The sequence below is a fragment of the Mycobacteroides franklinii genome (assembly GCF_002013895.1).
In the GTDB taxonomy this organism is placed as follows: Bacteria; Actinomycetota; Actinomycetes; order Mycobacteriales; family Mycobacteriaceae; genus Mycobacterium; species Mycobacterium franklinii.
The window spans coordinates 295,601-312,935 of record NZ_MAFQ01000007.1; the positions used below are offsets into that span (position 1 = coordinate 295,601).

Annotated in this window: 18 protein-coding genes and 1 pseudogene; 8 read left to right on the forward strand and 11 right to left on the reverse strand. The window is 64.4% G+C overall.

Going from position 1 to position 17,335, the window contains the following annotated elements; translation table 11 throughout:
- Positions 1 to 17 precede the first annotated feature (17 nt).
- Positions 18 to 686 (forward strand): TetR/AcrR family transcriptional regulator, encoded by a 669-nt coding sequence (locus tag B4393_RS14275; RefSeq protein ID WP_078334661.1) that lies wholly within the window; start codon positions 18 to 20, stop codon positions 684 to 686.
- Here the strand turns inward: B4393_RS14275 and B4393_RS14280 are convergent.
- From B4393_RS14280 to B4393_RS14295, 4 genes are all read right to left on the reverse strand, one after another.
- Positions 681 to 1,049: a GatB/YqeY domain-containing protein gene (locus tag B4393_RS14280; RefSeq protein WP_078334713.1), complete on the reverse strand. Its 369-nt coding sequence runs from the start codon at positions 1,047 to 1,049 to the stop codon at positions 681 to 683. The two genes, B4393_RS14275 and B4393_RS14280, sit on opposite strands and share 6 nt — an antisense overlap.
- Positions 1,050 to 1,104: 55 nt before the next feature.
- A complete protein-coding gene (locus B4393_RS14285) occupies positions 1,105 to 1,290 on the reverse strand; it encodes a hypothetical protein (RefSeq protein ID WP_133052619.1) in 186 nt (61 codons plus the stop codon).
- A gap of 206 nt (positions 1,291 to 1,496) precedes the next feature.
- Positions 1,497 to 2,573 (reverse strand): M48 family metallopeptidase, encoded by a 1,077-nt coding sequence (locus B4393_RS14290; protein ID WP_078334663.1) that lies wholly within the window; start codon positions 2,571 to 2,573, stop codon positions 1,497 to 1,499.
- A gap of 175 nt (positions 2,574 to 2,748) precedes the next feature.
- Positions 2,749 to 3,252 (reverse strand): SMI1/KNR4 family protein, encoded by a 504-nt coding sequence (locus tag B4393_RS14295; protein WP_078334664.1) that lies wholly within the window; start codon positions 3,250 to 3,252, stop codon positions 2,749 to 2,751.
- A 159-nt stretch (positions 3,253 to 3,411) separates the two neighbouring features.
- Here B4393_RS14295 and B4393_RS27220 point away from each other — a divergent pair.
- A pseudogene (locus B4393_RS27220) lies at positions 3,412 to 3,591 on the forward strand (SDR family NAD(P)-dependent oxidoreductase); the annotation flags it as partial.
- Here the strand turns inward: B4393_RS27220 and B4393_RS14300 are convergent.
- From B4393_RS14300 to dctA, 5 genes are all read right to left on the reverse strand, one after another.
- Complete coding sequence (locus B4393_RS14300) at positions 3,588 to 4,556, reverse strand: alpha/beta fold hydrolase (protein WP_078334665.1); 969 nt, start codon at positions 4,554 to 4,556, stop codon at positions 3,588 to 3,590. The pseudogene B4393_RS27220 and the gene B4393_RS14300 overlap by 4 nt on opposite strands.
- Before the next feature lie 108 nt (positions 4,557 to 4,664).
- Complete coding sequence (locus B4393_RS14305) at positions 4,665 to 5,555, reverse strand: aldo/keto reductase (RefSeq protein ID WP_078334666.1); 891 nt, start codon at positions 5,553 to 5,555, stop codon at positions 4,665 to 4,667.
- 285 nt (positions 5,556 to 5,840) lie between these two features.
- On the reverse strand, positions 5,841 to 6,857 hold the full coding sequence (gene alc / locus B4393_RS14310; RefSeq protein WP_078334667.1) for an allantoicase: 1,017 nt from the start codon (positions 6,855 to 6,857) through the stop codon (positions 5,841 to 5,843).
- Positions 6,854 to 8,143: a DUF6986 family protein gene (locus B4393_RS14315; protein ID WP_165758529.1), complete on the reverse strand. Its 1,290-nt coding sequence runs from the start codon at positions 8,141 to 8,143 to the stop codon at positions 6,854 to 6,856. The genes alc and B4393_RS14315 overlap by 4 nt, the downstream gene beginning before the upstream one ends.
- 25 nt (positions 8,144 to 8,168) lie before the next feature.
- Entirely contained in the window at positions 8,169 to 9,530 is a 1,362-nt protein-coding gene (gene dctA, locus B4393_RS14320) for a C4-dicarboxylate transporter DctA (protein WP_078334715.1), read from the reverse strand.
- A gap of 74 nt (positions 9,531 to 9,604) precedes the next feature.
- Here dctA and B4393_RS14325 point away from each other — a divergent pair, with 74 nt between their 5' ends.
- The gene (locus B4393_RS14325; protein ID WP_078334668.1) at positions 9,605 to 10,195 is read left to right on the forward strand and encodes a nucleotidyltransferase family protein; all 591 of its coding nucleotides are present in this window, start codon (positions 9,605 to 9,607) and stop codon (positions 10,193 to 10,195) included.
- Here B4393_RS14325 and B4393_RS14330 read toward each other — a convergent pair.
- Positions 10,159 to 11,700, reverse strand: coding sequence for an NCS1 family nucleobase:cation symporter-1 (locus B4393_RS14330; protein WP_078334669.1), 1,542 nt, complete (start codon positions 11,698 to 11,700; stop codon positions 10,159 to 10,161). The genes B4393_RS14325 and B4393_RS14330 overlap by 37 nt on opposite strands.
- Positions 11,701 to 11,869: 169 nt before the next feature.
- On the opposite strand from B4393_RS14330, the gene puuE reads away from it, so the two are divergent.
- Positions 11,870 to 12,835 (forward strand): allantoinase PuuE, encoded by a 966-nt coding sequence (gene puuE / locus B4393_RS14335; RefSeq protein ID WP_109558676.1) that lies wholly within the window; start codon positions 11,870 to 11,872, stop codon positions 12,833 to 12,835.
- On the opposite strand, the gene B4393_RS14340 is transcribed toward puuE, so the two are convergent.
- Positions 12,790 to 13,530 (reverse strand): aspartate/glutamate racemase family protein, encoded by a 741-nt coding sequence (locus tag B4393_RS14340; RefSeq protein ID WP_078334717.1) that lies wholly within the window; start codon positions 13,528 to 13,530, stop codon positions 12,790 to 12,792. The two genes, puuE and B4393_RS14340, sit on opposite strands and share 46 nt — an antisense overlap.
- Positions 13,531 to 13,687: 157 nt before the next feature.
- On the opposite strand from B4393_RS14340, the gene B4393_RS14345 reads away from it, so the two are divergent.
- The 4 genes from B4393_RS14345 (at position 13,688) to uraH (ending at position 17,323) form a co-directional block, all read left to right on the forward strand.
- Positions 13,688 to 14,398 carry a GntR family transcriptional regulator gene (locus B4393_RS14345; protein WP_078334670.1) on the forward strand — a complete coding sequence of 237 codons (711 nt, stop codon included), beginning with the start codon at positions 13,688 to 13,690 and terminating at the stop codon, positions 14,396 to 14,398.
- A gap of 69 nt (positions 14,399 to 14,467) precedes the next feature.
- Complete coding sequence (locus B4393_RS14350; RefSeq protein ID WP_078334671.1) at positions 14,468 to 16,471, forward strand: solute carrier family 23 protein; 2,004 nt, start codon at positions 14,468 to 14,470, stop codon at positions 16,469 to 16,471.
- Positions 16,458 to 17,000 (forward strand): 2-oxo-4-hydroxy-4-carboxy-5-ureidoimidazoline decarboxylase, encoded by a 543-nt coding sequence (gene uraD, locus B4393_RS14355; protein WP_078334672.1) that lies wholly within the window; start codon positions 16,458 to 16,460, stop codon positions 16,998 to 17,000. The genes B4393_RS14350 and uraD overlap by 14 nt, the downstream gene beginning before the upstream one ends.
- Entirely contained in the window at positions 16,997 to 17,323 is a 327-nt protein-coding gene (uraH, locus tag B4393_RS14360; RefSeq protein WP_078334673.1) for a hydroxyisourate hydrolase, read from the forward strand. Before uraD ends, uraH begins: the two co-directional genes overlap by 4 nt.
- Positions 17,324 to 17,335 lie beyond the last annotated feature (12 nt).

Here is a 17,335-nt window from a genome sequence, read left to right on the forward strand (position 1 = left end):
AGTGTGGAGGGAGCGTCGTGACGGAACCGCGCCTGACGCTGGAGTCGATTGTTGCCAAGGCCATCGAGATCGCGGATTCGGATGGTCTATCCGGAGTGTCCATGCGCAAGATCGCCGACGCGCTCGGGGTGGGCGCCATGTCGCTGTACCGCCACGTGGCCGACAAGGATGCGCTCCTGGTCGAAATGACGGCCGAGGTGACCCGGCGATTCGCCTATCCCGACGACATGATGGGCAATCCGGATTGGCGCGCCCGGGTGCGTGTCGCCGTCGAGTACGACTTCAACCTGTACAGCACCCACCCCTGGGTGCTGCTGGCATACGCGGTGCCACGCAATGGGATGCAGCCGGAAACCCTGGTGTGTTTCGACTGGTTGCTCGAGGCATTCGGTCACCTACGGATTCCCGTACCCGAGGCCGCGGAATTGGCGTTCCAGGTATGGAGTTACTCACAGGGCGTGGGCCTCGGTGCCGTCGGCGGGCAGCTCGTCTCGCCGGGGACGCGTACCGATTTCTCGGGGTTGTCGGAATTGATCGCCGGCACCGCCGATGTGCCGGAGTCTCCACGGTTGGCCGCTCTGGTGGGGTTGGGAGACCTGCCACAGGTAACCAACCCGCGTGAAGTGATCGTCAAGGGCGTGGAAATCCTCTGCGACGGCATCGCACGGCGATACCAGAAGCTATAGGTATTCGGAGAGAATCGTCGCCTCGACGCGCAGCTTTGCGGCGGCCCCGGGCTGCCCGAGTGCGTCGTAACGATCGGCCTCGGCGGTCCGGTCGTCCACCTGCGTTCGCACGATGGTGCGGACGTCAGCGGGGGAGAGCGTGCGACGCGGAGCTTCCGTCGCACCGAGGCCCGTGGCCGCACCGGCTATATGGGTGCTGTTCAGGGTGGTGTCCACGGTGCTGTCCACCGATTCGGCATTGTCGATCGCGGCGATCGCGGTGCGCAGCGCGCTGACGGCCTCGCTGTTGCGGGCCTTCAGTGCGACGCTGAGGTCGGTGCGCATGGTGGCGCGCAGTGCGTGTGGGTCGTGGTTCGACGTCATGGGATCACGAGCGTAACGGCGGGGATCGATGCCGGCCACCGAATAACCAGTGGTGTCAGTGAGATTCGGGTAGACCGACGCCGTCGTCGTACTCCGTGACATCGACTTTCGAGACCGCGCCGCCGGGCATCGCGAGAATCCATCGCTCGCCAGAATCCGAGCTCGGGTCCTCGATGTCAAAGAGCGCTCGCTGTCGCAGTTCGTGGGCGAGGTCTGCGTCACGACCTCCTGGGGGTGTCATCGGCGAGTTGGGTGGCCAGGTGATACACCGCCCCATCTCGAATCCGTCTGTGTATTAAGTGATCTGGACATAGCCGTCCACGTCGTCGACGGGATGGCCGTGGGTCTTCAGTGCGATCCCGCAGGCCCTGATCACGGCGCTGTGGGATGCGGGCCGCTCCACGAAGAAGTTCATGTAGTTCTGGTCGGTATGGCCGGTGCTCGCGCCTAGGTGCCGTCGCGTGGTTCTTCATCAGAATTGTTGCGCCACTCCGAGAATCGGCGCCGAACATCGGTGGCAACGTCGGTGACGCCCTGTCCGACGACGTTTACGACGCCGTCGAGGGTGGACCCGAAGTTGCGCAGCGCGGTGATCAGCGGGTCGGTCGATGAGTCGAAGCTGTCCTTGTATGACCTTGCCGCGGATCGGAATTCTGAGCCGAGGTCGGTCTCTGCGTCATCTTCGCGACGCGGATAGTTGCCGCCGAGGATCGCGCCATACTCGCCACGGTCAATCCACTTGCTCAACTCGGCAGCTCGAATCACCGAGAACGGATGTGACTGCAGTTCGAGGTTGAGCAACTTGAGCACTCCGTCGCGCATGTCGCCGGTGCGCTCATACTCGGCTGCCTGGGCCAGGAAGCGCTGCGTATCCATCTCGTCCAGCCGGGAACCACCGGCCAGTTTCATCTCCACGCGGATCGCGGTGTCCACGTCTTGCCCACAGAGCATTCCAGCGCGATCGCCGGACAGTTCGGACTTGCGTTGCCATTCCATGAGCGCGGCGACGACGGCCCGCAGCGCCCATCCACCGATCGGCATCCAGCCCAGGTTCCCGGCCAGGCGCATCAGGTGCATCAGCATGGTGCGGTACACCGCGTGCCCGGAAAGGGCGTGCCCGAGTTCGTGGCCGACGATGAAGCGCAGTTCCTGTTCGTTCATCAGATCCAACAGACCGGACGTGAGCACAATGAACGGGCGATCCATCCCGATCGTGTAGGCGTTGGCGTACGGCCCCTGGATGACGTACAGCTCCGGGACCTCGGGTGCGTCCAGGATGCGTGCGCAGTCATTGAGGGTGTCGTTCAGTGTGCTGAACTGTCGATCGTCGGCCCGGATTGCGGTCGCCAGATACATCAGTCGGTGTTGGCGCTCCCGCAGTAACGCCGCCAGCGCCTTGAGGATCGTGTCGAATCCCTTGAGGCTCCGCAGCGTTTGCAGCGCAGCCCGATCGGCGGGGTGTTCCCAGGCTCGTGTGCTGATTCCGGGAAACTCTGTATATGTGCGAGTGGGCAGATCGGACATGATATTCAACCTATCTGGTCACCGGGTCGGATGTGCGAGGACAACGGGATCGTGGACTCTGGCATTTGTTAGCCCAATGCATGGCCGTCGTGCCGGCGCCGATGTCATGTGTCCCCCCGGAGGTGCCTCTTGCAAAGTCAGACGATTGTGCGCTTGTTTTGGTTCCGCACAATGCCTACGCGTTGAGGTTCTTGAGCTCTTTCTGGTACGACTCCGCCTTGCTTCGCACCGCTTCCATCAAGGTGGGGTACTGGCCGATCCCGTGGGGTCCGGCTCCGCCGAGCTCGAAGACAACCCCCGGCTCATCGCTGAAATATGAATGCGCAACGGCAATGACCATGACGTAGTCATTCTCGGTGCCGAGGACGGGAATGAGTTGATTGAAGGAGTGGGCGCCGAAGTACTCGGGAGTCAGGGATGCGCCTTCGATGTACGCCTTCATGCCCTCCCAATTCTTCGAGCCTGGCCCCGAGTCCGCGAGTGCGAACAAATCATCGAAACCGCAGAAGGCGCGCATGCCATCGGAGATCTGGAGTAGGTCGCGGTGGTCGGCATCGAGGTAGAGGCCCCATTGTCGCTCTGTGGCACGAATGTCGTCGTGTGTCGTCGGCCGGGCTGTGCCGGGCAGATCGTAGTGGGGGTCCTTGTCGTGCAGGGCCTTCTGCTGGTCGCCGAGCATCGATACCAGTGATGACCATTCGTCATGCCGGGCAGAGCTACTGGGGGAGACGCAGGCGCAGAGCAGCGCTGCGGTGAGAAAGACTATTGCGCTGAACCGCATACGTTCCCCAAAAATTGCACCTACCAGTCACGATAGCAAACGAAGGCCGGAGTGGGGGTCGATGCGATCCGGCGACAGCGTCGTGAGGTGAACAACCCGTTGGGCATCCTGTACCGCGACTCGTATCGCGTCGCGCCCGGGATCGTCAGCCGGGTGCAAAACGACTATTACCGTTGGAATTCGTCGCGGGGCGGGAAGAGGGAACCGGCGCCTACTGCCGCTTCCAGTATCGGTTAATCCGAAGCGGGGCCTATGAATTCGAGGCCGGCATTGATCGCCGGCCGGTGCCTCAAGATTCGGTAGTGCGCGAGCCGTCCCAGTCCCTTGGTTGCCATCAAACGCGCGCCGGGCCAGGAATCCGCCAGCCGTTGGCTTGATGCGTAGGGGGTGTCGGGGTCGTCCGGGTCGTGGATGAGAAGCAGCGGGGGGTGGCCGGCATCGGCGGCGACCCGAACCAGCTCGGTTTGCGGCAGCGTCATACCGATCCGTCGTTCGAGCTGTTTTTGCAGGCCCGCGCGTATCCGTGGGCCGAACCCGTGCCGCGCGGCGAACAGGTCGAGATACAGCGGGAAATCACCCATCGGTGCCAGGTAGACCACCCGGCCCACCGATGCTCCATAGGAAGCGGCGAACGTGGTCGCGTTGGCCCCCAGGGAGTGCGCCACTACCGCGTGGGCGGGCCCGTGCTCCTCGATGACGGCGGCCACGGCGTGCGCGCATTCGATCAGCGTGGTGCGTCCGGGTGCTAGCGCACCGCGGTCGGATTCGTTGTGGCTGGGGAGGTCGAAGGCGATGACGCGGTAACCGGACTGCAGAAGCGGCTTGATGAAGATCCCCAGGTGCGGGCGCTGCCCGCCCCAGCCGTGTACGAGGTAGACCGTCGGCCCTTCACCCCAGGACTCTCCGGCAATCCGGTGCCCATTCCAGTGAGCCTCCAGAGGCTTGCCGGGAGGCACCCCGGGTGGCATGCGCAGACTCGACTCGATGACGGGCGGGGTGCACCACAGTTCGACCGCCCAGCGCGATCCGATCGCCGGCGCGAGGCGCTCTAGCCACCAGAACGCGCGCCGTATGCGGGGCGAGACCGGGGGCTGAACTCCGGAGCCCTCCACGTCGAGCGTGGGCACCGCGTCTCTAGCCGGTGCGGATTCCGTCTTGTCTCGTTCGGTCACGTCGAAAGAGTCTATTGACGTCCGATACATGCGTGCGCGGTGTGGGCCGATCAGTGGTGCTCACCGTCCACACGGAAGCGGCGTCGGGCGGTCCCCCCCGGCCGTCGCGATGACGGGTGCGCTCCTACGGCCGCCCCGCTAGGCGGCTCGCTTGGACAGGCGCTCCCGGTGCCATCTGCTTCGCGCGGAATGGTGTGCCGAGAACCCCTCGTTGGGGTGTGTCCCCAGCCTGCCGTTGGGCTGGTCGAACTGAACGAACGTGTCGAGATCTTCTGCGGACAAACTGAAATCGAAGATCTGGAGATTCTCGGCCAATCGATGGGGCGAGCAGGTCTTGGGTATCACCACGTGCCCCAGTTCTATATGCCAACGCAGGATCAGCTGCGCCGGGGTCTTGTTGTGCTTGGCGGCCAACGCAGCAAGCGGGGAATCGTCGGTGGCGCCGATTCCTTGGGCGAGGGGACTCCATGCCTCCGTGACGATTTCCCGCTCGGAGTTGAACTGCCGTAACTGTCGCTGCTGGAAGTACGGGTGCAGCTCCACCTGATTGATCACCGGCAGCACGTTGGTCGCGTCGACGATGGCCTGTACGTGCTCGGGTTCGAAGTTGGATACCCCGATGGCGCGGATGTCGCCGGCGAGATAGAGCTGGACGATCTGTTGCCAGGCGGTCACGTACTGGCCGTTATCCGGTGCAGGCCAATGGATCAGGAACAGATCCACGTAGTCGGTGCCTAGCATGTCAAGGCTGCGTGCGAAAGCGCCGGCGGCGTCACAGAAATCGTCCACCCAGAGCTTCGTGGTGACGAAAACTTCTTCCCGGGGCACGCCCGAGCGGGAAATGCCGAGACCAACCCCGCGTTCATTGCCATATCTGGTGGCGGTGTCGATATGTCGGTATCCGGTATCAAGTGCTTGCCGCACAATGACTTCCGCCTCGACATCGGGTATGGCAGCGACACCCAGGCCCAACTGGGGGATGTCGACACCGTTGTGGAAGCGAACATTGGGGACAGTGCATGGTTGCACGAGGGACTCCAATCACTCTGCGGCTGAAGGAGCAGTGGAATTGATACCCGGGAACGACACGTCCTTGTGACAGTTGAAACTGTAGAACTGTCAGTTGAAATCGGCATCTATGACGCGGCTCACATGATCGCTGTGAAGTTCCTGAAACCGCTGAACAGCAAGGGATTTCGGAGCTGTAGAGGCTTTCGGTTTTACACGATCCTTACACGGTGAGTACGGAAAAGGCCTCGGCGCGAGAACGTATCCGCGGTCCGAAGCCCCATCGCGTGGCGCTTATGCCAGATGTCAACGGCTCTGGAGCTGGGCCCGCGCCGCTGCCGTGAGGTCGCCGAAGAGGCGTAGACGCGAGAGCCCACCGTCGGGATAGATATCCAGGCGTACGTCGGTGACGGGCTGCTGGCCCGCCAGCAGGAAGCGGTGGCGGGTGTCGGGCTGCAGCGAGGTGCGCGGTAAGAGTGGCACCCAGTCACCCTGCGGGGTCAGGCCCTGCAGGCCTGCCGCGCCGGGGCTATTGCCGACGAAATACGAGGTGTCGATTTCGGCCAGCCGGAGCACGCCCTCGCCGGCGAGCCGTACCTGCACCCAATCGTTGGCGCCGTCGCGGCGGCGCGCCGTCTCCCACCCGTCGCCCATGACCCGCGCAACCCCGGGGAACAGCAGATTCTGCGGTGAGCTGTAGAACCGGTTGGAGCAGTCGGTCACCAGACCGCCGTTTTCGATGGCGGCAAGATCGAACTGTCCGGCATTGAGGAATCGCGGGTCGGGCCGCCCATAGCCGTGCACACGCAGCCGCGCGACACCGCCGTCCGGATGCATGGTCAGCCGCACGTGTGTCCACCGTCGCGGCGAATCGACATCGAAGACATTCCGGCTGTCGCCGTAGACCTTCGTGCGGCCGACGATGCTCTGCCAGGCGGTATCACGGGCGATGTCGTCCGCGGACGGGTACCCGTCGATCTCTGCCGCGTCGATCGATATCTCCGGCGGATAGTTGCCCTTGAACCACGCGGTGTCGACGACGATGCCGGCGATCACTCCGGGCACACCCAAGCGGACGATGGCGGAGTCGTGGCCGGGCTCGCCGACGGGATCGCGCCTGCGCCGGGTCTCCCATCCGTCGTAGACCTGCCCCTTGTGCCCGAAGGTCGCGGGCCGGTAATCGGCCGGCCCGGGTTTGATCAGATTTTCCTTCTCGGCGAACAGGTCGTCGTTGGCCCAGATCACCGCGCCACCCAAGGGGCGCAGTGCCAAGTCGGGCAGCATGGTGAAGTCGGGCAGCCCCGCGGGTGTGTTGCCGGTCATCTCTGGTCGGTTCCTCCTGTCATGCCACCGATGGTCGTGCGTTGCACGAGTTGGTCCAGGACCGCGCGGTTGCAACCAGGCATCAGCGCGGCAACCTCATCGTCGGTGTAGGCGCCGCAGTCCAGGCCGCGCAGGACTCCGGCCGCAAGTGCCTGAGCCGTCGCCGGCTCATCGACGACACCACCGCCCTGGCGCTGCAGGTAGGCGACAATGCGGGGGCCGGCCACCGCCAACGCGCGTCGGTGGAACCCGTAGGTCGCCAGCCATCGGGTGACCAGGTGTCCCGGATGCATATCCCACCCCTGCCAATAGCCGCGCTCGAGCGCGCGGGTGACCAGCCGGTGGTGACGGGTGAGCGCCGCGGCCTGCTGTTCGGGGGAGCCGTCGGGATTCACCTGGGTGGAGCCGTCGCATACCCACACACCCGTCTGTGCCGCGGCCGCCAGCATCACCGCCTTGGCGTGGTCGGCCACGGGGTGCTCGAGTGACTGGTATTCGGCGGCTATCCCGCAGGCCGCGCTGTAGTCATAGGTTCCGTAATGCAATGCGGTCAGGCGTCCCCGCGCCAGGTGGATGGCCTTGGCCAGCGGGACCGTGCCGTCGGCGCCCAGCACGGCTTGCGGACTCTCGATCTGGAGTTCGAAACGCAGTGAGCCGCTGGGTAATCCGTGTACCTGCTCAAGTGTGTCGAACAGTCGGAGCGCGGCCTCGACCTGAGTCAGCGACCGGAATTTCGGGATGGTGGTCACAAATCCTCGCGGCACCCCGGACGCGCCGTCCAGTACCAGCTCCAGAGTCCGCACGCTGCGCCGCAGATGCAGGGAGGTAAGGCCCTTGATTCGGATTCCCAGTGCCGCAGGAGGATTCGCGTCGATGGACAGTGCACGCAGCACGCGTCCTGCCCTGCGTGCGTCGATGTCCTCGGTGCTGTCTTCGCGCCAGCCGTAGCCGTCCTCGAAGTCCAGTCGCAGATCCTGGATGGGGGCGATGGCCAGCCGTTCCTTGACGCGGGGGAGCGCACCGTGCGCGTCGAGGGCGGCCAGCACCTGATCATGGTGCTCGGCCAGGGCAAGCGCGGATACCCCCCATTGGCCGGGTATCTGGGCATCGGCCAGCGCCGCGCTGAGGTAGACGGTGTGGATGGGCTGTGGTTCACCGGGGCCCTCGGGGTAGGCAGATGCCAGATCGGCGTCGGCGGCCGCCACCAGTTCCACGATAGGAGCGAGCCAGCCGGGGCTACCGGCATCTGATGGGTTCGATGGGGATGCCGCTGACACGGCTCCCATGCTCGCAGACGCGTTACCGCAGCGCTCAATCGTGTGCAGCGGCGGACTCCTCGTCGGACTCGGACTCGGGCGCTTCACCAGCGAGAACCTTGTGCATGCGGTCCTTGTCCAGTTGACCCTCCCAATGGGCCACGACCAGCGTCGCCACGCAATTGCCCAGCAGGTTCACCGAGACCCGCATCGAGTCCATGATCCTGTCGGCGCCCAGTAGCAGAGCCACGGCGGCCACCGGGATGGCGCCGTGGCCTATGGCGGCAACGGTCGCGGAGAGAGCCAGGAAGGACGAACCCGGCACGCCTGCCATGCCTTTGGATGTCAGCATCAGCACCAGCACGGCAGTGATCTGTTCGCCGATGGTCAGATTGACCCCCAGTGCCTGGGCGAGGAAGAGCACGCATATCGACAGGTACAGGGTGGCTCCATCGAGATTGAAGGAGTACCCGGTGGGGATGACAAGTCCTGTCGTCGTCTTCGAACAGCCCGCATGGTTCAGTTTGGTCATGATGCGCGGCAACACCACTTCGGTGGAGGCAGTGCCGAGGGCCAGAAATAGTTCGTCCTTGATGTAGACGACGAATTTCCAGAGATTTACTCCCGCGAAGAGTCGCGCGATGACCGCAAGGACACCGATGAACAGCAACGCGGCCGCATAACAGGCTGCGATGAGCTTGCCGTAGCTGCTCAATGAGCCGATGCCGTACTGGCCCACGATGTAGGCCATCGCCCCGAGCGCGCCGAGCGGTGCCAGCCGCATGATCCACCCGATGATGGTGAAGAAGATGTGACTGAGGTGGTCGATCAATTCGAACACCACTGGTGGCCCCGATTCACCGAACTTGGCCAGTGCCAGACCGAACAGCACCGCGAAGAACAACACCTGCAACAGGGCGTTCTCGGCGAAGGCCGAGGCGATGGAGGAAGGGATGATGCCGAGCAGGAACTCGACGGTGTGCGGCAGCTCACCGTTGTTGGTTTTCTTGGCGATGGCATCCGCGCCGGTGGCCAGCGTCCCGGCGTCGATATGAAATCCCGCCCCAGGCTTGGCGACGTTGCCGACGAGCAGGCCGAACAGTAGCGCGAAGGTGGTGACCGCCTCGAAGTAGACGAGGGCTTTGATGCCGATCCGGCCGACGGACTTGAGATCCCCGACGTGAGCGATGCCGAGCACCACGGTGCAGAAGATGATCGGTGCGATCAGCATCTTGATCAGCTTGATGAAACCGTCGGCGAGGGGACGCAGATCGGCGCCGAAGCCTGGCCACTGCCAGCCGATGATCACGCCCGCCACGATCGCCACCAGCAGCTGGAGGAACAGCGACCGGTACCAGGGCGGCTTGCTCGCTAAGCGTGCCGTCGTGCTGGCGGGTACCTCGATCGCGGCCGTCATGCGCGCGACCGTAACGACGGCCTGTTTAACGAATGTGAACGTGGGATGCAGCACGTATTACGCGGGCTGCGGTCATGGGGTTCGATAGGGCTATGCCATCCGCCGCGTCTGGTGCCACGGCGGACGTCGTTGCCGGCGCGGTACTCGCGGCAGGAGCCGGCACCCGCTACGGCAGGCCCAAGATCCTCGCCGAGAACGGACGCTGGCTCGAACTGGCGGTCGCGGCGCTGGACCGTGGCGGCTGCGATGAGATCTACGTGACGCAGGGCGCTGCGCGAGCCGAGATGCCCTTGCCGGCACGGAGTATCGACGTTGTTCGATGGCAGGAAGGCGTATCGGAATCGGTGCGGGCGGTGCTCGAACGTGTGCGCTCGCGAACGGACGTGGCGGGGATCGTCATCCATCTGGTGGACCTGCCGTCGGTGGGGCCGGAGGCGGTGTGTGCCGTGTTGCGAGCCGGCGGGCGCCGTCGCTCGGCACTTGTCCGCGCGACATTCGGGGGCAGGCCGGGCCATCCCGTGTACATCGGTTCGGAACATTTCGGCCTGGTGCTGGGCGCGCTGGCAGGCGACCAGGGAGCCGGACCATACCTGGCCGCACGTACCGATGTGATCGAGGTGCCGTGCGATCACCTGAGTGACGGCGTGGACCGGGACTGGCCGTAGATCAGGTGCGGCGGTATGTGTCGCATACCCAGCAGATAGATCCCGAAGCCGATTCCCGCGCCAACGAACCAGGTGAAGCTCGCCAGGTATGTGCTGCCCCAGACGACCATTGCGATAGCGATCAGCGCACCGACGAGTGTCGCGGCGATCGCCACCGGGTTGACGCCACCCCGGTAGTAGTAGGCGCCCTCGGCGGAGAGGGTGAACAGCTCGTCGACCTCAATGATGCGACCCCGCACGAAGTAGAAGTCGGCGATGAGGATTCCGAACAATGGGCCGATTACGGCGCCCAGCATGTCCAGCGTGTAGTGGATGGTGCCCGGGTTGTTGTAGAGATTCCACGGGGTGATCAGAATCGAACCAACCGCCGCGATCATTCCTCCGGCCCGCCAGCTGATCCGTGTCGGCGCGAGGTTGGAGAAATCGAATGCGGGCGAGACGAAATTGGCCACGATGTTGATCCCGATGGTGGCGATCGCAAAGGTGAGGACTCCCAGCACTGCCGCGGTGGCGTTGTCGATTTTGTCCACGATCAGCACCGGGTCGGTGATGACGGTGCCATCCGGGCCGCGGCCGATCACTGTTGCGCCTGCGGACACCGTGCACACCACCAGCACCGCGAAGAACAGGAAATTCAACGGCAATCCCAGGAAATTGCCGCGCTTGACCTCGTCGAAACTGCGTCCGTACCGTGAGAAGTCGCCGAAGTTGAGCATCGGCCCCGAGAAATAGGAAACCACCAGCGCTATCGCGCTCAGCACTGCTGCCGCCGCGGCGAGGCCGCTCTTGGGCTCACCCGAGGTGAGGTTGAAATGCACGTTCTGCCAGCCGGCCTCGGCGATCAGGTAGGCGGCCAGCGCCAGCATCACGACGTACACCGCGGGTCCGCAGAAGTCGATGAACCGGCGAATGGCCTCCATACCGTTCCAGAAGACGGCGGCCTGCAGCACCCACATCAGCAGGAAGCCGCCCCAGCCGAGCAGTGACAAACCCAGAAATCCGTAGTCATCGCCATTGCCGTAGCGGCTCAGGGAGGGCTCGAATTTCACCGCGAGTAACACGAAGGCCGATGAGGCCAAATAGGTTTGAATTCCATACCAGGCAACGGCGATAAGGCCCCGAATCACGGCGGGCAGATTGGCGCCACGTACACCGAACGCGATCCGTGCTGCCACCGGGTACGGCACACCCGCCTGCTGGGACGGCCGCGCCACCAGGTTGCACAGCCCGTAAACGACCACAATGCCGATCGCCAGCGCCAGCAGCACCTGCCAGGCCGAGATGCCTAGCGCGAAAAGGCTTCCCGCGAAGACGTAGCCGCCGACACTATGGACATCGGACATCCAGAACGCGAAGAAGTTGTAGCCGGTCCACGTCTGTGTGCGCAGCGGCGCCAGGTCGTCGTTGGTCAGTGCCGGGTCGTACCCGGGTTTGATCACGCTGGCGCCTGCGGCACCATGCCCGCTGGGCGGGGCGATGGCATCAGCCGTGAGTACGCCGGTCACGCAACCTCCTGCGAATTGTCGGCCAGCAGGGAAATGCTGGTGACATCCGAAGCTAAGCGGCCGGTATTGCCGCCGTGTTGCACGGAAAGAATATTTTCCTTTCTCGGAATTCCTCCGCTGGAAGGCGATTCGATGCGGTGATGCGGGGCGGCCTATTATCGTGCCCACGATGGCTCCTCACGAGACTGGACCGGCGGAACCCCGCGACATGGTGGGCTACGGGCGCAGGCCACCGCACCCACGGTGGCCTGGCGACGCGCGGATTGCGGTGCAGTTTGTGCTCAATTACGAAGAGGGCGCTGAGAATAACGTTCTGGATGGGTCGGCGGCCTCGGAGACGTTCCTGTCGGAGATGGTCCCGGCCGAAGCGTTCCCCAATCGGCACATGAGCATGGAATCGTTGTACGAGTACGGTTCGCGTGCAGGGCTCTGGCGGGTGTTGCGTGTCTTCGAGCGCCGCGGCCTGCCGCTGACGATCTTCGCGGTCGCGCAGGCGCTACGGCGCAATCCGGAGGCGGTGGCCGCATTCGGTGAACTTGGGCACGAAATTGCCTGTCATGGGCTGCGCTGGCAGTCCTATCAGCTGGTGTCGCCGGATATCGAGCGTGAGCACATGGCGCAGGCGGTGCAGATCCTGCGTGACCTGACCGGCGCGGCCCCGTTGGGTTGGTACACCGGGCGGGATTCCCCGCAGACCCGGCAGCTGGTGGTCGAGCACGGCGGATTCACCTACGATTCGGACTCCTACGCCGATGACCTGCCGTACTGGGTGCGGGTGCCTGCCGGTGGGGGTGTGGCCGACCACTTGGTGGTGCCCTACACCCTGGATACCAATGACATGCGGTTTGCCTCGGCCGCCGGATTCCCCAGTGGTGAACAGTTTTTCACGCATCTGCGGGATGCTTTCGACTGCCTGTATTCGGAGGGGGAGGCGGGCAGCCCGAAGATGCTGTCGGTCGGCCTGCACTGCCGGCTGGTGGGCCGCCCGGCGCGGACCGTTGCGCTCGAACGATTTCTCGACCATGTGCAGGCCCATGACGGGGTGTGGATCGCCAAACGCATCGACATCGCCGAGCATTGGCGCGCAGTTCACCCCGTGGGCACAGATCCAAACGAATCGAGCAGTCCGGCATAGCGTTTGACGGGTGGGGCGGCGAACTCACCCTGCCCCGATTTGCGCAGGCCCATCGACACCAGCGACTGCACCAGGTTCACCGCGGCGGCCACCCCGTCGACCACCGGTAATCCGATTTCCGACGAGACATCCCGGCATAGACCGGCCATCCCCGCGCAACCCAGCACGATCACGTCGCTGCCGTCATCGTCGGCTGCGCGTCGGCAGTGCTCAACGAGAATTTCCCGGGTTCGCGGATTGCGTTCCAAGTCCAGCACCGCAATGTCGCAACCGTGGACCCCTCGGCAAAAGCGTGACATCCCATAGCGTTCGGCCAGGTCCCACGCGCGTCCCGCGGCACGTTCCAATGTGGTGACCACACTGAAGCCCCTGCCGAGGTGACTGGCCATGTGCATGGCCGCCTCTGCGATACCGAGCACGGGCCCGGTGGCCAGTTCCCGGGCGGCGTCGAGGCCGGGATCGCCGAAGCACGCGAGCACATACCCGTCGGCGCCTTCGGATTCGGCGCGGCGGATCTCGGCCAGCACACCGGGCACACTCAACGCCTCGTCGTAGTGGCTCTCGATCGAGACTGGTCCCATCGCGGGATTGACCGTCGTGATGATCGTTTCCGGCCAGGCCGCCGATTGCGCCACCGCCCCGATGGCCTTCGTCATGGCCTCGGTGGTGTTGGGGTTGATCACGCGTATGCGCATGGCCGACAGGGTACGTCGGCGACCGGCGGTGCGGGTGATCGTGCCTTCACAGGGCATCCCTCAATGAAACGTTCGCGTTAACTCTGTGTCGCCAGCGATGGCGGCCAGGCGCTACCACTGACAAGATCAGGGTCTGGCCGACGGCGATGGAGGGCGAATGTCACGCACGTTCCGCTACCGGAGGCTGATCAACGAGCTGCGCGCCACCCGCTCCGGGCATGATCAGACGAGCGTGCTCGATGGATTGCGCCGCGCCATCCTCGATGGCGCCGCGCCGCCGGGTTCGATGATCCCCATCGGTGAGGTGGCCGACACCTACCAAATCAGCCCCATCCCGGTACGGGAAGCGCTCAAGACCCTTGTCGCCGAAGGGCTTGTCGACCACCGTGCCAACGGGGGATATCGGGTAGCCCAGCTCACGCTGCCGGAGCTTCGCGAGATCTATTTCACCCGAGGCGTTCTCGAGCGTGCCGCGCTCGCACAGGCCGTGACGCTCGCAACGTCCGAGGACCTGGACCGCGCGCTCGCCGAACACGAGCTGCTGCAGCAGGCGACCGTCGAGGGCGACGCGCGGGCATTTCACCTGCATTCACGGCGTTTTCACCGTGCCCTTGTGCTGCCCTGCGGCATGCACCGCCTGCTGCACATGTTCGAGGCCACGTGGAATCTGACCGAGCCGTTCCAGGTGATGCGGACAGTGTCCGCGTCAGATCAGCTGCAGTTACATGTCCATCATGAGGCGATGATCACAGCAGTGGCAAGTCGCGATACCGAGGCCCTACTGGCCGTCGCGGCCACCCACCACGACCGCTTGGAATCGGTGATAGTCGCTGCCGCAGGACAATTGGATGTGGTCGCCGAAGCGTGACAACGTAAGACCACGGGAAAATATAGGCACCCGGCAACCTGGCGGCAACACGATCGATCTAGCGTCGCTTTGCGCGTCCGGCGGGTCCGGGCGGCCGCACCGAGGCAGGGAGGTTCCGTGACGAGGAAGGTCCATCCCGTCGACGAGGTGCCCTCCGCGGGCAAGCTCGTCACGCTGGGCATCCAGCACGTGATCGCGTTCTACGCCGGTGCGGTGCTGGTGCCCCTGCTCATCGCGCGTGCGATCGGTCTGGACGCCGAGGCGTTGACCATGTTGATCACCGCCGACCTGTTCACCTGCGGCATCGCCTCGATCCTGCAGGCCGTCGGATTCTGGAAGATCGGTGTGCGGCTGCCCCTGCTGCAGGGGGTCACCTTCGCCACCCTGGCGCCGGTGATCAAGATCGCCAACGATCACGGTGGGGGCCGGGTGGGACTGCTCACCGTCTACGGCGCCGTGATCGCCGCGGGAGCGTTCACCTTCCTCATCGCACCGTTCTTCGCCCGCCTCATCCGGTTCTTTCCGCCCATCGTGACCGGCTCGGTTATCACGATCATCGGGGTATCGCTGTTGCCGGTGGGTATCGGCGACGCCGTCCGTAACCCGCACAGCCCGGTAGCCGCGCACGATCCGGGCAATGGGCGTTGGCTCCTGTATGCCGTGGGCACCATCGCGGCGATCGTGCTGATGCAGCGATTCTTCCGGGGCTTTTGGAGCACCATCGCCGTGCTCCTGGGCCTGGTGGCCGGTACCGCCACTGCCTGGCTTGCCGGCGACACCGATTTCACCCGGGTAGGTGAGGCGGCATGGATCGGTTTCACCTCACCGTTCGCGTTCGGCGCGCCGCGCTTCGACGTCATCGCGGTGGTATCGCTGATCGTGGTGTTGATGGTGACCGCGGTCGAATCCACCGGCGCGGTCTTCGCCACCGCGGAGATCGTCGGTAGGAGGGTGCGCGGAGCGGACATCGCCGCAACGGTCCGTGCCGACGGCATCGCCACCATGATCGGCGGCACCTTCAACTCCTTTCCCTATACCGCGTTCTCGGAGAATGTCGGGCTGGTGCGGCTCACCGGTGTCAAGAGCCGTTGGGTGGTAGCGGCCGCCGGCGTGATCATGATGGTCTTGGGTGTGCTGCCCAAGACCGCCAAGATCGTGGAGTCCATCCCGGCACCGGTGTTGGGCGGGGCCGCCATGACTCTGTTCGCGACGGTGGCGGTGGTCGGTATTCAGACACTGGGCAAGGTGGACTTCAACGACCACCGTAACTTGATCATCGCCAGCACCTCGTTGGCCATGGGGATGTATGTGCAGTTCTCTCAGTCCTCGGGCCCGTCGACGGTCCTGGAGAAGGGGCGCAGCATCGCGGTTCCCGCACTACCGGGAATCGACCAGGCCGTACCCGGCCTGCTGCAGATCCCGTTCAGCACCGGCATCACCATGGGTGCCATCACCGCAATCGTCTTGAACTTGTTGTTCTTCCACACCGGCAGCCGTGGCGTGGCGGTGGCCGGGGGAGGCACCATTCGGCTCGCGCAGGTCAACGAGATGACTCTCGAACAGTTTCGCCACACTTTCGGAGGCCTGGTCCAGAACGTGAACTGGGTGGTAGACCGCGCCTACCGGCAACGGCCCTTCGCCGACGCGCACGATCTGCGCAGCGCTTTCCAGGAGGCGATGCTTACCGGCAGCGACGAGGAACAGCTCGAACTCATCAGATCTTTCCCGGATCTGGGCGCCGAGGACGAAGCTGGAGAGATGGCGGCGGTCGATCACACCATTTTGCAGACTCTCGACGAGAGTGAGCTGAACAACGTGGTGAGCCTGGCCAATGCCTACCGCGAGCATTTCGGTTTCCCGCTGGTGATCTGTGCGCGCGAGACCGAGCGCTACGAGCGGCTGCTGCGCAACGGGTGGAGCCGCATGGAGAATTCCACCACGAGTGAGCGATCCTTCGCGCTCATCGAGATCGCGAAGATCGCCAACTACCGGTTCGATGACTTGGTGGCCGACGCCAACCCCATCACCGCGGCACGTTTTGGGCGTTACGAGGATTTCCATGCGGCGCGTTGACTGGCGGGGAATCGAGAGTTTCAACGAGCTCAGCGATACCCAGGCGATCCACTGGCTGTACGAGTGCTGCTCATCGAGAATTTGGGCACTACGGGTGGCCGCCGGGCGGCCCTTCCGCGACCAGGAGGCTCTGTTCAACCGGGCAGACCTGATCCTGGCCGAACTTACCGACGCCGACCTGGACGAGGCGCTCGACGGTCACCCGCGGATCGGGGAGCGGGCCGACAATGCGGCCTCGCGCCGCGAGCAGTCGGGTGTGACGGGGGCCGATACCGCGATCCTGGATCGGCTGCGGGAACGCAACGCCGAGTACGAGAAGCGCTTCGGTTACGTGTACCTGGTGTTCGCAAACGGTCGGCCCGCCGAGGAACTGCTGGCGATCCTGGAGGAACGGCTCAGGAACGATCCGCAGAACGAACGTCGGGTCATGAGAATGGAGTTGGGCAAGATCAACCGCAGCCGCCTGGCACGGATGCTCAGTCCGGCGGGCAGGCACGCCGACGATGTCGAGACGGAGGATGAATTGTGACGGGTCTGAGCACCCATGTTCTGGACGCGGTGACGGGTCGACCGGCGCGGGGCGTGCGGGTGACGCTGCTGGATGCCACCGGATCTGAGCTAGCCAGCGGGACAACCGATTCCGACGGGCGGATTGCGGAACTCGCCGGGTCGGTATTGGCTGCCGGGCGATACCAACTGGTGTTTGATACCGGAACCTGGTTCAGCGACAACGCGATCGAGGGCTTCTACCCGGAGGTGATCATCAGCTTCGTCGCCGACGGCACCGCGGGACGTCTCCATATTCCGCTGCTGCTGAGTCCGTACGCCTATTCGACCTATCGCGGCAGCTGAGAAAGGAAGCAT